Source organism: Streptomyces sp. NRRL S-87 (assembly GCF_000719335.1).
GTDB lineage: Bacteria > Actinomycetota > Actinomycetes > Streptomycetales > Streptomycetaceae > Streptomyces.
The window spans coordinates 34,942-49,375 of sequence record NZ_JOGB01000030.1 but is presented as its reverse complement, the minus strand read 5'-3'; the positions used below and the strand labels follow the sequence as shown (position 1 = coordinate 49,375).

The 14,434-nt window shown below is 74.9% G+C and carries 10 protein-coding genes; 3 read left to right on the top strand and 7 right to left on the bottom strand.

The features are described 5' to 3' along the window. Positions 1–122 precede the first annotated feature (122 nt). Positions 123–1,343, bottom strand: coding sequence for a beta-ketoacyl synthase (locus tag IF43_RS0120280; RefSeq protein WP_030202420.1), 1,221 nt, complete (start codon positions 1,341–1,343; stop codon positions 123–125). A 320-nt stretch (positions 1,344–1,663) separates the two neighbouring features. Here IF43_RS0120280 and IF43_RS0120275 point away from each other — a divergent pair, with 320 nt between their 5' ends. Continuing rightward, positions 1,664–4,246, top strand: a complete 2,583-nt coding sequence (locus IF43_RS0120275; RefSeq protein ID WP_324605119.1) for an AAA family ATPase — start codon at positions 1,664–1,666, stop codon at positions 4,244–4,246. Between the two features lie 92 nt (positions 4,247–4,338). Here IF43_RS0120275 and IF43_RS0120270 read toward each other — a convergent pair whose 3' ends face one another. Next, positions 4,339–6,096: a 3-hydroxyacyl-CoA dehydrogenase family protein gene (locus tag IF43_RS0120270; protein ID WP_030202418.1), complete on the bottom strand. Its 1,758-nt coding sequence runs from the start codon at positions 6,094–6,096 to the stop codon at positions 4,339–4,341. A 45-nt stretch (positions 6,097–6,141) separates the two neighbouring features. After that, positions 6,142–7,230, bottom strand: a complete 1,089-nt coding sequence (gene ccrA, locus IF43_RS0120265) for a crotonyl-CoA carboxylase/reductase (protein ID WP_030202417.1) — start codon at positions 7,228–7,230, stop codon at positions 6,142–6,144. 153 nt (positions 7,231–7,383) lie between these two features. Here ccrA and IF43_RS0120260 point away from each other — a divergent pair, with 153 nt between their 5' ends. Beyond that, a complete protein-coding gene (locus IF43_RS0120260; protein WP_030202415.1) occupies positions 7,384–8,175 on the top strand; it encodes a thioesterase II family protein in 792 nt (263 codons plus the stop codon). Here the strand turns inward: IF43_RS0120260 and IF43_RS42165 are convergent. From IF43_RS42165 to IF43_RS0120245, 3 genes are all read right to left on the bottom strand, one after another. Continuing rightward, positions 8,112–9,011: an AfsR/SARP family transcriptional regulator gene (locus tag IF43_RS42165; RefSeq protein ID WP_199922751.1), complete on the bottom strand. Its 900-nt coding sequence runs from the start codon at positions 9,009–9,011 to the stop codon at positions 8,112–8,114. The two genes, IF43_RS0120260 and IF43_RS42165, sit on opposite strands and share 64 nt — an antisense overlap. A gap of 285 nt (positions 9,012–9,296) precedes the next feature. After that, the gene (locus IF43_RS0120250; RefSeq protein ID WP_051795679.1) at positions 9,297–10,496 is read right to left on the bottom strand and encodes an aminotransferase class V-fold PLP-dependent enzyme; all 1,200 of its coding nucleotides are present in this window, start codon (positions 10,494–10,496) and stop codon (positions 9,297–9,299) included. Next, positions 10,493–11,689 (bottom strand): thiamine pyrophosphate-dependent enzyme, encoded by a 1,197-nt coding sequence (locus IF43_RS0120245; protein WP_051795677.1) that lies wholly within the window; start codon positions 11,687–11,689, stop codon positions 10,493–10,495. The genes IF43_RS0120250 and IF43_RS0120245 overlap by 4 nt, the downstream gene beginning before the upstream one ends. 344 nt (positions 11,690–12,033) lie before the next feature. Here IF43_RS0120245 and IF43_RS0120240 point away from each other — a divergent pair, with 344 nt between their 5' ends. Next, on the top strand, positions 12,034–12,762 hold the full coding sequence (locus IF43_RS0120240; protein ID WP_030202409.1) for a DUF72 domain-containing protein: 729 nt from the start codon (positions 12,034–12,036) through the stop codon (positions 12,760–12,762). 70 nt (positions 12,763–12,832) lie between these two features. On the opposite strand, the gene IF43_RS0120235 is transcribed toward IF43_RS0120240, so the two are convergent. After that, positions 12,833–14,383: an MFS transporter gene (locus IF43_RS0120235; protein WP_030202408.1), complete on the bottom strand. Its 1,551-nt coding sequence runs from the start codon at positions 14,381–14,383 to the stop codon at positions 12,833–12,835. Positions 14,384–14,434 lie beyond the last annotated feature (51 nt).

The following is a 14,434-nucleotide window of genomic DNA, read 5'->3' as shown; positions in this document are numbered from 1 at the left end:
ATGACCCGGTAGGCCGGATGCGGATCTGCGTAGAAATCGTGATCGAGGGCTATCGGACACTGACCGGTCCGGCCGCCGTTGCGACCTGTCATCTCAACCTTCAAAGGGGGTGCTTTCGGAAACTAGGGCCGGCCGAGCACGAGGGAGACGTTGTGCCCGCCGAAGCCGAAGGAATTGGCCAGCGCGTACTCCCAGCTCCCGGTGCGCGGGGCGCCGCGTACGACGTCCAGTTCGACCTCGGGATCCGGATCGTCCAGGTTGCGCACGGCGGGGACCGAGCCGTCGCGCAGCGCGAGCAGCGCGGCGATGGCGCCCAACGCGCCCGAGGCGCCCAGCAGATGGCCGGTCATGGACTTGGTCGCGGTCACCACGGGATGGGTGCCGACGGCCTCGGCGATGGCCCGGGCCTCCGCCACGTCGCCCTGCGGGGTCGAGGTCGCGTGCGCGTGCACGTGGCCGATCCGCTCGGGGGCGACGCCGGCGTCGCGCAGCGACATCCGCATCGCGCGGACCTGCCCGACGACGTCGGAGGCGGTGATGTGGGTGGCGCTGGAGCTGATGCCGGCGCCGAGGACGGTGCCGTGCGGGGCGGTGACGCCGCGGGCCCGTGCATGGTCGGCGCGCTCCAGGACGACCACCGCCGCGCCCTCGCCGAGGACGAAGCCGTTGCGCTTGGTGTCGAAGGGGCGGCAGGCGTGCGCCGGGTCGTCGTTCTGCGTGGACAGGGCCATCATCTGGGCGAACGCGGTCAGCGGCAGCGGGTGCACGCTGGCCTCGACACCGCCGGCGACGACGATGTCCGCCCGTCCGGAGCGGATGAGGTCCAGGCCGAGGGCGATGGCCTCGGCACCGGAGGCGCAGGCGCTCACCGGGGCGTGCGCACCGGCCTGGGCGCCCAGGTCCATGCTGACCCAGGCGGCCGGCCCGTTGGCCATGAGCATGGGGACGGTGTGCGGCGAGACCCGGCGCGGACCGGAGGTCTCCAGGACGTGGTTCTGGCCGAGCAGCGACGTCAGGCCGCCGATGCCGGTGCCGATGACGACGGCGAGGCGCTCGGGGTCCGGCTGCGGGGCGCCCGCGTCCGCCCACGCCTCGCGGGCGGTGAGCAGGGCCATCTGCTCGGAGCGGTCGAGCTTGCGCGCTTCGGTACGGGGCATGGCCGCGGCCGGGTCGGTGGTGAGCCGGGCCGCGATGCGCACGGGAAGGTTTTCCGCCCAGCTTTCGTCGAGCGCTGCGATTCCGTTCTCACCGGATTGCATCGCCGCCCACGTCGTGGGCAGGTCGGCGCCGAGCGGTGTCATGGCTCCCAGGCCCGTGGCCCATACCTCAATCGCGTTCTGCATGTATATGGACGCTAGTCAGCCCACGACTCGGCTGGCAAGTTTTCAATTCGCTCCGCACCCCCTGGTTTTCCGGGCACTAGGGGGTCCCCTATTAGCCCCCTATTACGGCTCCCGCGAATGCCTGTTCCCCTATAGGGGGTAACCGTTGGCGGGCTGTCGGCCGACGCTGCGCGGAGCCGTCCGCGCCGCCTCCCCGGGCGTGCCGGGAGCGTTCCGGGCGACGCGTGCCGGGCCGGTGTCCGGGGACGCCGGTGCCCGGTGTCCGAAAACGCTCATGGCGTCTCATGTTTTGATCTACCTGAACCACGCAACACAGGCCGGTGAAACCGGCCATCTTGAGGGGAGCGTCCGTGGCAACGGCAGACGGGGGCCGGGCGCGAGAGGTCCTGGAAGACCTTTTCGCACGGGCACGCGAGGGACAGGGACGGGCGGTGCTCCTCACCGGGGCCGCGGGCATGGGGAAGACCACCCTCGTCCACGAGCTCCAGGACCACGCGCTGAGCTCGGGGGCGAGAGTGCTCACCGCCATCGCCTCGCGCGCCGAACGCGACCTGCCGATGGGGGTCGTCGGCCAGCTGACGGCCGCCGCGGGGGCGCCCGTCGACACGGCCCTCCCGCCCGCCGGAGCGGACGGCACCTCCACGGGGGCGACGCTCCAGGCCGTCGACGCCTTCCACCGCCTCATGCACGGGCTGGCCGAGCGCGACCCCCTCGTGATCACCGTGGACGACGCGCACGAGATGGACGCCGCCTCCCGGCACTGCCTGCTCTACCTGGTCCGCCGGGTGGGCTCCGCCCGGATCCTCGTGGTGCTCGGGGAACGGGCCGACACCTCCCAGCCGGGCTCCGCGCTCACCTCGGAGTTCGTCCGCAACCCCCGCTGTGCGCTGGTCCAGCTGGGGCGGCTGTCCGTCACGGCCACCGCGGCCGTGCTCGCCGCGCTCCCCGGCCCCCGGCCCGCCCCCGAGACCGCGCCCCTGTGGCAGCGGGCCTCGGGCGGGAGTCCGCTGCTGCTGCGGGCCCTGCTGGAGGACCGGACCGACGGCGCCGCCGCCGAGCCGGCCGCCGGCGAGGCGTTCCGCCTGGCGGTGCGCCACCTGCTCGACCAGCTCGACCCGGCCGCCACCCGCACCGCCCACGGCCTGGCCGTCCTGGGGGACGACGCCACGACCGCGGACCTCGACCGGCTGCTGGACCTGCCCGGCGGCACGGCGGCCCGGGCCGTGGCGGCCATGGACGCGCTCGGCCTGACCGAGGACGGCCGCTACCGCGTCCCGGCCGTACGGGCCACCGCGCTGGCGGAGCTGGCTCCGGAGGACCGCGCCGCCCTGCACCGGGCCGCGGCCCGGCTGCTCTACCGGCAGGCCGCGACCGGTGAGGTGGCCCGCCACCTGGTCGCCGGCGGTCCGGTGGACGAGAGCTGGGCGCTGGCGGTGCTGCGCGACACGGCCGAGCAGGCACTGCGGACGAACGACCCGGAGCGTGCCCTGACCTGCCTGCGGGTGGCACACGACGGGTGCTCCGACCCGCGCCAGCGGGCCCAGGTGCGGGCCGAGCTCGTGCAGGCCGAATGGGAGGTGGACCCCGCGGCCGTCCGGGTCCACCTGCCCGGGCTGGTCGAGGACCACCGCGCCGGGCTGCTCGGCCACCGGCAGAGCATCCGCCTCATCGCCCACCTGCTGTGGCACGGCCGGCCCGAGGAGGCGGACGCCCTGTTCGCCGACCTGGACCCGGTGGAGGACCGGTTGCCGGAGGACTGCAAGGCGCAGCTGGAGACGATGCGGGTCTGGTTCGCGCACTCGTACCCGGTGCTCGGGGCCCGTTACCGGGAGCACACGCTGCTGGACGCCGCGGCGCTGCGCCGCAGCGTGGGCGCCCTGGACCCGCAGGCCGACGGCGCGCTGGTGCTGCACGCGCTGATGTCGGAGGGGCCGACGGGCTCGGTGCTGGAGACCGCCGAACGGCTGCTCCAGGGCGTGGTCCTGCACGATCCGCCGGTGGCCCCGACCATCGCCGCGCTGGCCACGTACATGCACGCGGCCCGGCTGGACCGGGCCGCGGACTGGTGCGACCTGCTGCTGCGGGAGGCGGAGGGGCGCACGCCGGTGGTCCGCGCGATCCTGGCGGCCGCCAGCGCCGCGGTCGAGAGCAGGCTCGGCAACTTCGAGGTGGCGCGTCGGCGTGCCGACCTCGCGCTGACGCTCGTGGGCCCGACCTCGTGGGGCATCGCCATCGGCGTGCCGCTGGCCGCCAAGGTCCTGGCGTGCACGGCCCAGGGGGACCGGGAGGGAGCCGCCGAATGCTTCCGGGTGCCGGTGCCCGACGTCATGTTCCAGACCCTGCCCGGACTGCACTACCTGCAGGCGCGGGGCCGCTACCACCTGTCGGTCGGCCGGTACCACGCGGCGCTCGGCGACTTCCACGCCTGCCGGGACCTGATGGCCGCGTGGGACCTGGACGTCTCCACCTCGCTGTCGTGGCGGGTGTACGCGGCCGAGGCGCTGATCGAGCTCGACAGCCCGGCGCAGGCCCGGGAACTGCTGGCGGAGGAGCTGGCCCGGCAGGGCGACGGCAGTGGCGGCAACCCGTGGCTGAAGGAGCGTTCGCTGCAGTTGCTCGACCGGCTGGGGGACCCCCGTCCGGCGGGGTCCGCGGCGGCCGCTCCGGGGCGAGGCGTGCCGGAGGAGAGCGGTCCGGAGGAGCTGAGCAAGGCGGAGCAGCGGGTGGCGCTGCTGGCGTCGCAGGGCTGCACGAACCGGGAGATCGCGGCCCGGCTGTTCGTCACCGCGAGCACCGTCGAGCAGCATCTGACCCGGGCGTACCAGAAGCTGGGGGTACGGGGCCGGGCCGATCTGCCCGCGGTGCTGGGCCGGGTGCCGGCCGGGCGGCCCGCCGACTCGTAGCCGACCGGGGGCGGGCGGGGGCAGGACCCCGCCCGCCCCCCTCCCTCCCGCCCCCCGGATGCCTCCTGGCGCTCCGCCCCCGCCGGCCGGCGTCAGGCGAGCCGGACCCGGGCGGGTGCGCGCCGGAACCCCTGGCCGCTCTTGCGGCCGAGGCAGCCCCGGGCCACCAGCTGCTCCAGCAGCGGGGGCGGGGCGTAGCGGCCGTCGGGGAACTCCTCGTCGAGCCGGCGCAGGATGGCCAGGGAGACGTCGAGCCCGATGGTGTCCAGCAGGGCGAACGGCCCCATGGGGTGGCCGAGCCCCTGCGCGACGGCGGCGTCGATGCGCTCGATGTCGACGTCGTGGCCGTCCCGGCCGTCGAGCAGCCGGACCGCGTCGGTGAGGTAGGGGAAGAGCAGGTGGTTCACGAGGAACCCGGCCCGGTCGGCGCACGGGACCACGGTCTTGCCGAGCCGCTCGCAGAAGGCGCGGGCGGTCGCCGCCGCCCGGGCACCGGTCCCGGGCGTGGTCACGAGCTCCACGAGCCGCATGACCGGGGCCGGATTGAAGAAGTGCAGGCCGAGGACGTCCCCGGGCCGGCCGGCGGCCTCCGCGCAGGCGGCGACCGACAGGCTGGAGGTGGTGGTGGCCAGCAGGGCGCCCGGCTTGCACAGCCCGCCGAGGGTGGCGAACATCCGCTTCTTGAGCGCCAGGTCCTCGGCGGTGGCCTCGATCACCAGGTCGCAGTCCGCCAGCTCCGCCGGCCGGTCGCCGGCGTCGAGCAGGCCGAGGGCGGTGCGCTTCTGCCGCGGTTCGATCCGGCCGCGGCGCACGGACGCGGTCAGCGAGGCCTCCACCGCCGCGCGGGCCGCCTCCGCCCGCGCGGTTCCGCGCGCCACCAGGACGGTGCGGAAGCCGGCGACGGCGACGGCCTCCGCGATGCCGCGGGCCATGGTGCCCGAGCCCAGGACGCCGACCCGACGGATGCCGTCGGCGGCGGCCGGGTCGGCCGCGGGGGTCACCGGGGAGTCGAGCGGGCGGCCCAGTTCGTCGTACGCGTAGAACCCGTGGCCCGTCTTGCGGCCCAGCAGACCGCTGCCGGCCAGGGACTCCAGCAGGGCCGCCGGGCGGTACGCCTCGTCGCCGGTCCGGGCCAGCAGCCCGGCCAGCCCGGCGCGCACGGTGTCCAGTCCGATCTCGTCCAGGAGCTGCAGCGGTCCGGAGGGGAGCCCGCAACCCAGCCGCATCGCGGTGTCGACGGCCTCCTGGCCGGCGTACCCCTGCTCGAGGACCCGGACGGCGCGGTTGAGGTACGCGTACAGCAGCGCGGTGACGGCCGCGCCGGACCGGGCCCCGATGGGCGCGGCCGCCAGCCCGAGCCCGTCGAGCAGGGCGTCCAGGGTGGCGACGGCGTCATCGCTGCTCATGGCCGTGCACAGGGGCTCGACCGTGCCGCCCGGGACGGGCGGGCGCAGCATCCGCAGGCCCAGCGTGCGGGCGGGCCGACCGGACGCGATCGCCAGGTGCGGGAGCGACAGCGAGGCCGAGGTGGTGACCAGGACGGTGCGGTCCAGGCAGACGGCGTGCAGCCGGCGCAGCACCTCGGTCTTGCCGGCCAGGTCGTCCGGTACGGCCTCCACGACCACGTCCGCACCCACGAGGGCGACGGTGTCGTTCGTGAGGGTGTAGCCACCGGCCCGGCCGGTGCCCCCGGCCGTGCGGGTCCTCATCCGCCGTTCCACCCGTGCCAGGACGTCGGGTTGCTGGTCGACGCCGATTACCTCGTACCCGGCGGTGTGCAGCAGGGCGAGCAGGGGCTGGCCGACGGAGCCGAGCCCCACGACGCCCACGACGGATGAGTTGCGCGGCATGACCTCGCTGTGTTCCTTACTCTGCGGTGGGTTGCGGGGGCGGGCTCAGCGTCCGGCGGCGCGGAAGCGGTTGATGGCGTCGAGGTGCCGGGCGCGCATCTCGTGGTCGCGTACGCCCAGGCCCTCGGCGGGGGCGAGGCCGAGGACGCCGACCTTGCCCTGGTGGAGGTTGCGGTGGACCTCGTAGGCGGCCTGGCCGGTCTCGGCCAGCGGGTAGACCTTCGACAGGGTCGGGTGGCCGAAGCGCTTCCACTCGCGCGGGTCCTGGGTCTGCTCGTCCTTCCAGAACTTGTAGCCCTCGGCGTTGCGGTCGATGACCGCCTCCGCGCCCATCCTGCGGCAGATCTCGGCCTTCTCCGGGGAGGAGACGACGCAGATCGGGTTGGCGCCGCCGGCCAGGGCCAGCTGCGTGGCGTAGGAGCCCAGGCCGCCGCTGGCGCCCCAGACCAGGACGTTGTCGCCCTGCTTCATGCCGGCGCCGTTGCGGGAGACCAGCTGCCGGTAGGCGGTGGAGTTGACCAGACCGGGGCTGGCGGCCTCCTCCCAGCTCAGGTGCTCCGGCTTGGGCATGAGCTGGTTGGACTTCACCAGCGCCAGCTCCGCCAGACCGCCGAAGTTCGTCTCGAAGCCCCAGATCCGCTGCTCCGGGTCGAGCATCGTGTCACCGTGGCCGTCGGCCGACTCCAGCTCCACCGACAGGCAGTGGGCGACCACCCGGTCCCCGGCCTTCCACCGGTTGACCCCCGGCCCGGTGCGCAGCACCACGCCCGCGAGGTCCGAACCCAGCACGTGGTACGGCAGGTCATGACGCCGGGTCAGCTCGCTGAGGCGGCCGTACCGCTCCAGGAACCCGAACGTCGGCAACGGCTCGAAGATCGACGACCACACGGTGTTGTAGTTGACCGCCGAGGCCATCACCGCCACCAGGGCCTCACCCGGGCCGGGCACCGGCGTCGGAACGTCCTGCAGGTGCAACGACTTCCGCGGGTCCTTGTCCGCCGTCGCCATGCCTTCGAACATGCCCGTGTCTTCTTTTCGGACGACGCTCCCCCGGTAGCTGTCGGGGATGCGCAGACCGGTGAAATCCCCGGCCTCGGCGTCGTCGGAAAGGATGGCGCTGACTATTTCTTTCACGAGGCCAGGGTAGGAACGAGGGCCGCGGTCCGGAAACCCCGATTCCCCGTCCGGGACCCCCCAGAAAGCGGGTAGGGGGGTTGCCCGCCGGAAAGCAGCTCCGTCATTCTCGATTCGGCGCACCAGTGAGAACAGGCATGAAGGAAAGTGGAAATGATGGAGAGTCCCGACCACGGCGGCGGCCAGGGCAGCGTCGACACCGGCTCCTGGATCCGCGGGTTCCACCCGGTCCCCGACCCGGCCGCCCGGCTCGTGTGCTTCCCGCACGCCGGGGGCTCCGCCAGCTTCTTCTTCCCGCTCTCGCGCGACCTCGCACAGCGCGGCGTCGAGGTGCTCCCGGTGCAGTACCCCGGGCGGCAGGACCGGCGGGCCGAGCCCAACGTCCCCGACATGGCGGTCATGGCCGACCGGGTCGCCGAGGCCCTCGCCCCCCGTCTGGACCGGCCGTTCGCGCTCTTCGGCCACAGCATGGGCGCCACCCTCGCCTACGAGGTGGCCCGCCGCGTGCAGGACGCCGGCCGGGCGCCCGTCGCCCTGTTCGTGTCCGGTCGGCGCGCCCCGCACCGGGTGGTCGACGACGGGCTGCACCTGCTCTCCGACCGGGAGCTGGTCGAGGACATCATGGCCCTCGACGGCACGGAGTCGGGGATGTTCGGCGACCCCGAGCTGCTGGACCTGGTCCTGCCGGCCATCCGCAGCGACTACCGGGCCGCCGAGACCTACCGGTACGTGCCGGGGCCGCAGCTGCGCTGCCCGGTTCACGCGCTGACCGGGTTCTCGGACCCGCGCGTGGAGGTCGGCGAGCTGCACCACTGGGCCGGGTGCACCGACGGGCCGTTCGAGCTCCAGGTCTACCCCGGCGGCCACTTCTACCTCACGGATCACGCCGAGGCGATCACCACGGGCATCGCGGAGCGGCTGGCCGCGGCGACCGCCGCGGCCTGACGGGCGGTTCCGGCCGGGCCGACGGCGGTCCCGGCCGGGCCGGCGGCGGGCCGGGCCGGGGGCGCGTCGAGGACGGGGTCCCGCCGCAGGATCGCCCGGTGGAGCAGCCGGATCGGGTCGCCCGGCTCCATGCCGAGTTCGGCCACGAGGGTGGTGCGGATCCTGCGGTAGGCCTCCAGAGCCTCGGGCACCCGGCCGCTGCGGTAGAGCGCCAGCATGAGCTGGGCGTGGACGGCCTCCCACATCGGGTGCTCGTCGACGAGTTCGTACAGGTCCGCGATCGCGGCCTGGTGGCGTCCCAGCCCCAGCCGCAGGTCGAAGCCCCGTTCCAGGGCGCCGAGGCGCCTCTCGTCGAGGGCGCGTCCGAGCGCGGCGAAGGCCGGCAGCCCGCGCAGGTCGGCCAGGGCGGGCCCGCGCCACAGCGCGCACGCCCGGCTCAGCCGCCGCAGTTCCTCCTCGGGCTCCGGGACGGGGCGCTCGCCGGCCGGTGCGCCGCGCTGCGGGCCGCCCTCGCACAGCGCGTCGAACCCGCGCAGGTCCAGCCGCTCCGGCTCCAGCTCGAAGACGTACCCGTGCGGCTTGGTGACCAGGCGGCCGGCGAGGTCGCCGTGCTCGTCGAGGAACTTGCGCAGCTTGGACACGTACACCTGCAGCGCCGTGCGGGCCGTGCGGGGCGGATCGCCCGCCCACAGCGCGTGGGTCAGGGACTGCCTGGAGACGACCGTGCCCGACTTCACGCACAGGAGCGCCAGGAGGCACCGGAGCTTCTCCGCCTGCGGCGTCACCACCCGTCCGCCGGCTTCGACCTCGATCGGTCCCAGGACCTTGAATTGCACGTCACATTCCCCTGTTTTCGCTGCCTGCACTCCGTCAGCGTCCGCCAGTCGAACATGACTCGAGGGGGCGGTCAACCCCAATCGAGGAAGGCCGGCGACCGCTCCCGACCGGTAGGGGGATCCCCAGAATTGCGCCGTCCGGCAACGGAGGACAACGGCTTCACCGAGCCGGTGAATTTCCCGCGGACAATGCGTCCGGGCGATGGCGGAAAGGCCTCGTGATTGCGTACGGCCGCGGCCGCGACGAGGAATTCCGGCGGGCGGCGGGCGGCGGGCGGCGGGCGGCTACCCGCCGCCGGTGCCGGCGGGCGTGCCCGGCGACGGCTCCGCGCTCCGCCGGCCGTCGGCGTCCGCGGCGGGCGCCGGCAGCACGGTCTCGAGCACCGCGAGGAGGCGGTCGACGTCCGCCGCGCCCCTGCGGCCCGTCGTCGGCAGCCGGAAGAACCCCTCCGCCAGCGGTCCCTGGCACGGGTGGATGGCGAACCCCGTCCGCTTCAGCACCTCGTGCAGCCGCTCGTACGTCATGCCCTCCGGCAGGTGCACGGCGGTCAGGCCCACCGCCGGGCGATCTGAGGCGAGCAGCCCCAGGCCGAGCCGCGCCAGCCCGGTGCGCAGCCGCTCGGCGAGCGCCCGGTAGCGGTCGCCGCGGGCCGCGACACCCTCCGCGAGCACCAGGTCGAGGGCCGCCTCGAAGGCGTGGAAGAGCGGCACGGCGGGGGTGAAGGCGGGTGCCCGGTCCCCCTCCTGCGCCCGGTAGTGGCGGTGCAGATCGAGGTAGAAGCCGCGTCGCGGGTGCCCGGCGAGCTCCTCGAAGGCCTCCCGCCGGGCGCACACGAAGGCCAGGCCCGGCACGCCCTCCAGGCACGTGTCGGCGGTGCCGACGAGCCAGTCGATGCCGTCGCGCGCGACGTCGACGTCCTCCGCCCCGACGCTGCCGACGGCGTCCACGACGGTGCGACGGCCGTGCGCGCGGGCCACGGCGGCGACGGCCGCGACGTCGTTCAGCACGCCGGTGCTGGTCTCGTGGTGGACGACCGCGACGTGCCCGAGCGTGGGGTCGGCTGCCAGCAGCCGGCCGATCAGCCCGGGGTCGACCGCGGCGCCCCAGCCGAGCTGGAGGCGGCGGCTGCGGATGCCGTGCGAGGCCAGGACGGCGTGCAGGCGCTCGCCGTCGTGCCCGTTGTCGATGACGAGGACGCCGCCGTCGGCGGGTACGGCCGACGCGAGGGCCGCCTCGATGGCCGCGGTGCCCGAGCCGGTCAGGACGACCGCGGTGTGCTCCGCGCCGCCGCCGCAGACGGCGGCGACCTTCTCGCGGACCCGGGTCATCAGGTCGCCGAACCCGGCTTCCGGGTGGCACGGGTCCGGCTCGCCGGGCGCCGGCCGGACGGCCGGGCCGGGGCGCGCCGGGCCGGGGTGCGCGGGGCCGGGGTGCGCGGGGCCGGGGTCCACGAGGTGGGGCCGGCCGGCGGGGTACGGGCTCATGCGCGGACCTCCGCGGCTAAGCGGGCGGCGGACGGCGCGGGCAGCGCCCGCCGGGCTGGCCGCGGGTCGGGCCGCGGGTCGGCGCCGGGCGCGATCCGGACCCGCACGAACGCCGGCCCGGGGGCGCCCAGTTCGGCGGCGAGGGCGGCGGCCAGCGCGCCGGGTCCGGCCACCTCGGTGGCGGAGCAGTAGCCGCAGGCCGCCGCGATCTCGGTGAAGTTGACCTCCGCGGAGCCGGCGGGCCGGCCACCGGCGGCGTCGTGCGGACCGTCGTCGAGGAGCACGTGCAGCAGGTTCGGCGGGCCGAGGCGGCCGATGGCGGCCATGGCCTCCAGCCGCCCGGGGGCGGCGCCGTCGCCGTCGAGCACCACCACGCGGCGGTCGGGGGCGTTCAGCGCGACACCGAGGGCCACGCCGGGGGCGCGGCCCGTCGGGCCGACGACGTACGGGGGGCCCGGCCGGTCCCGGTCGCGCTCCAGCGCGCGGGCGGTCCCCCCGGCGGTGGCTACGACGAGGGCGTCCTCGCCGACCGCGCGCACGACGTGGCCGACGGCCTCGCTCCGGAGCATCGGCCCGGCGGCGCCTCGGGCGACCGCCACGGCCGGACCGGCGGGCGGCCCGGTGCGGGGCGCGACGGCGCCCTCCGGCACGATGAAGGCGAAGGGCAGCCCGGTCCCGTGCAGGTGTGCCGCGGCGGCGGCCAGCCGGTCGCGCAGGGCCTCCTCGCCCGTCGGGAACGGCTCGTGGCGGATGCCGAGGGCGGTCAGCAGTTCGGGGGCGATCCGGCCCGTGAGCTCGTGGTGCGGCTCCTCGGGGGCACCCGGCCGGGGTCGTCGGAGGCCGGACGCAGCGTCAGCGATTCCACCGCCGCCACCGGCCGACCCACCGCGCCGGGTGACCAGCAGGAGGACGGGCAGCCGGAGCGTGCCACAGAGCGAGGTGAGGGGGGCGACGGCGTTGCCGAGTCCCGAGGCCTCCAGGATGACCACCGGCAGCCGGCCGGCGAGCCGGGCACCGGCGGCGACGGCGACGGCCGCGCCCTCGTCGGCGACGGCGGTGTACCGGCCGGGGCGGCGCTCCTCGAGCACGCCGACGACCGGCCCGAGAGGGGAACGGGGGACGCCCGCGTACGGGCCGAAGCCCGCCCCCTCGAGGAGGGCGACCACCCGCTCGGGGTCGAGGCCCGCGGCCACGCTCCGCACCGCCCCCGGCCGTGCGGGAAGGTCCCGCGGGCTCGGCGCGACTTCCGGCATGTTCGTCCCGTCCCCGCTCCAAGGGGGCCCTGGCGGCCCCGGTCGACCTGCCACGCTAGGAGTGGCGCAGGCCCCCCGCAATGGCCGGTGGCCCCGTTTCAGCGCCCGTGCCGCAGGGGCGCAAGCGGGGTTTTTGCACCGCCCCCGGCCGCTCTTTAACCACGCTTTAGCGCACCCGTCGCGCCCCGTCGCGCCGGCGGGCGCGTAGGACGTCCGCCCCGGGGTAGGCGCCGCGCGGGGACACCGCCGGCGACCGTGCCGGACGAGCGGAGGCGGGTGGGACCGTGGCCGTGCACGTGGGGACCTCCGGATGGCAGTACCGGGACTGGGCGGGGGGCGCGTTCTATCCGTCCGGGTGCCCGCAGCGGTCGTGGCTGGAGGAGTACGCCCGCCGGTTCACGACCGTGGAGAGCAACAACGCCTTCTACCGGCTGCCCGAGCGGGCCACCTTCGCCGCATGGCGGGAGCGCACGCCCGCGGGGTTCGTCTGGGCCGTGAAGGCCAGCCGGTTCCTCACCCACGTCAAGCGTCTGCGGGACCCGCAGGAGCCGGTGCGGCGCCTGCTCGACCGGGCGGCCGGACTCGGGGACCGGCTGGGTGCGGTGCTGCTGCAGCTGCCGCCCACCCTGCGGGCCGACACCGAGGCCCTCGACGCCGTGCTGCGGTGCTTCCCGAGCCGGGTGCGGGTGGCGGTGGAGCCGCGGCACGACTCGTGGTGGGACGAGGAGGTGCGCGACGTCCTCGCGGCGCACGGCGCCGCCCTGTGCTGGGCCGACCGCGACTCGCGGCCCGTCACCCCGCTGTGGCGCACGACGGACTGGGGCTACGTGCGCTTCCACGCCGGCCGTGCGCAGCCGCTGCCCCGGTACGGGCGGACGGCGCTGCGCAGCTGGGCGGGCCGGATCCGGGACACCTGGCCCGCCACGGCCGAGGTGTACGCGTACTTCAACAACGACCGGGGCGCGGCCGCGGTCCGCGACGCGGAGGCCTTCCGCCGGCTCGTGGAGGGGTGACCGGGCGACGGCCCGGGGAGCCGGGCGCGGTCAGGCTCCCGGCATCGGGCTCAGACTCCCGGCATCGGCCTCAGGCTCCCGGCATCGGCCCGTGGTTGCCCTTGAGCCGCTCGATGTCGTCGGGGCGGACCTCGATGACGAAGAAGGCGATCAGGGCGCCGACGACGGAGAAGGCCGCGGCCGCGATGAAGGCGCGGGTGACGCCGTACGTGAGGACCTGGTCGCCCCACGGGTCGGGCAGCTGCCGGGTGCGCGCGAAGTACAGCTTCTGCGCGGGCGAGCTCTCCCGCAGGAAGGTGGGGACGACGGTCTGGGCCTCGGTGCGGCTGGCCGTGCCGAAGACGGTGACCAGGATCGACAGGCCGAGCGAACCGCCCACCTGCTGCATGGCGTTCAGCAGGCCGGAGGCGGCGCCGGACTCCTGGTCGGGCACCCGCGAGAGCGCCATCAGGGTCAGCGAGACGAACTGCAGGCCCATGCCGGCGGCGAAGACGAGGATCGGCCCGAGGATGCTGCCCAGGTACGTGGAGTCGATGTCGCACTGCGTCAGCCAGGTCAGGCCCGCGGCGGCGAGCAGCGCACCGACCACCATGAAGGGTTTGGGCCCGAACCGCGGCAGCATCTGCGAGGTGAACCCGGCGGCGACCGCGATGACCGCGCTGACCGGCAGGAAGGCCAGGCCGGCCTCCAGGGGACTGAAGCCGAGGACGTTCTGCACGAAGAGCGTCAGGAAGAAGAACATGCCGAAGATCGCGCAGGCGAGCATGAGCATCATGCCGTAGGTGCCGGCGCGGTTGCGGTCGGCGAACATGTGCAGCGGTGTGATCGGTTGCGTGGAGCGCCGCTCGATGAAGATGAACGACGTCAGCAGGATGACCGCGGCGGCGAAGGACCCGAGGGTGAGCGGGTCGCGCCAGCCTTCCTGGGCCGCCCGTATGAACCCGTAGACCAGCGCCACCATGCCCAGGGTGGCGGTGAGTGCGCCCGCCAGGTCGAAGTGGCCCGTGTGCCGCTCGGACTCCTTGATGACCCGTGGGGTGGCGAAGGCGATGAGGGCCGCGATGGGCACGTTGACGAAGAAGATCCACCGCCAGTCGAGCCATTCGACGAGGATGCCGCCGAGCAGCAGGCCGATCGCGCCGCCGGCGGCCGAGACGCCGGCGAAGACGCCGAACGCCCGGTTCCGGGCCGGGCCTTCGGTGAACGTGGTCGTGATCAGGGCCAGGGAGGTGGGGGACGCGATGGCACCGCCGACGCCCTGGAGGGCGCGTGCGGCGAGCAGTTGCCAGTCGTTCTGCGCGAGGCCGCCGAGCAGGGAGGCCAGGCCGAAGAGCAGGACGCCGAACATGAACACGCGGCGGCGGCCGAGGATGTCGCCGGCCCGGCCGCCGAGGAGCAGCAGACCCCCGAAGGTCAGCGTGTAGGCGTTGACCACCCAGGAGAGGCTGGTGGTCGAGAAGTTCAGCGCCGTCTGGATGTGCGGCAGCGCGATGTTCACGATCGTGATGTCGAGAACGATCATCAACTGGCAGGAGGCGATGACGAACAGGGCGAGCCCGTTCCCGTCTCCGCGGACCTTGCCGTCGGTCCCGGTGGTGGTCGGCTGGGCACTCGGTTCCACCCTTTCGACGGTATGCCCGGTGCGCAGGTGCCACCACTCGGCCATACTTCG

What these genes read in the sequence shown, in the direction of transcription:
- IF43_RS0120280 (WP_030202420.1), bottom strand. Translation starts at nt 1,343, where the DNA reads ATGCAGAACGCGATTGAGGTATGGGCCACGGGCCTGGGAGCCATGACA.
- IF43_RS0120270 (WP_030202418.1), bottom strand. Translation starts at nt 6,096, where the DNA reads ATGCCGCGCAACTCATCCGTCGTGGGCGTCGTGGGGCTCGGCTCCGTC.
- IF43_RS0120260 (WP_030202415.1), top strand. Translation starts at nt 7,384, where the DNA reads ATGATGGAGAGTCCCGACCACGGCGGCGGCCAGGGCAGCGTCGACACC.
- IF43_RS0120250 (WP_051795679.1), bottom strand. Translation starts at nt 10,496, where the DNA reads ATGAGCCCGTACCCCGCCGGCCGGCCCCACCTCGTGGACCCCGGCCCC.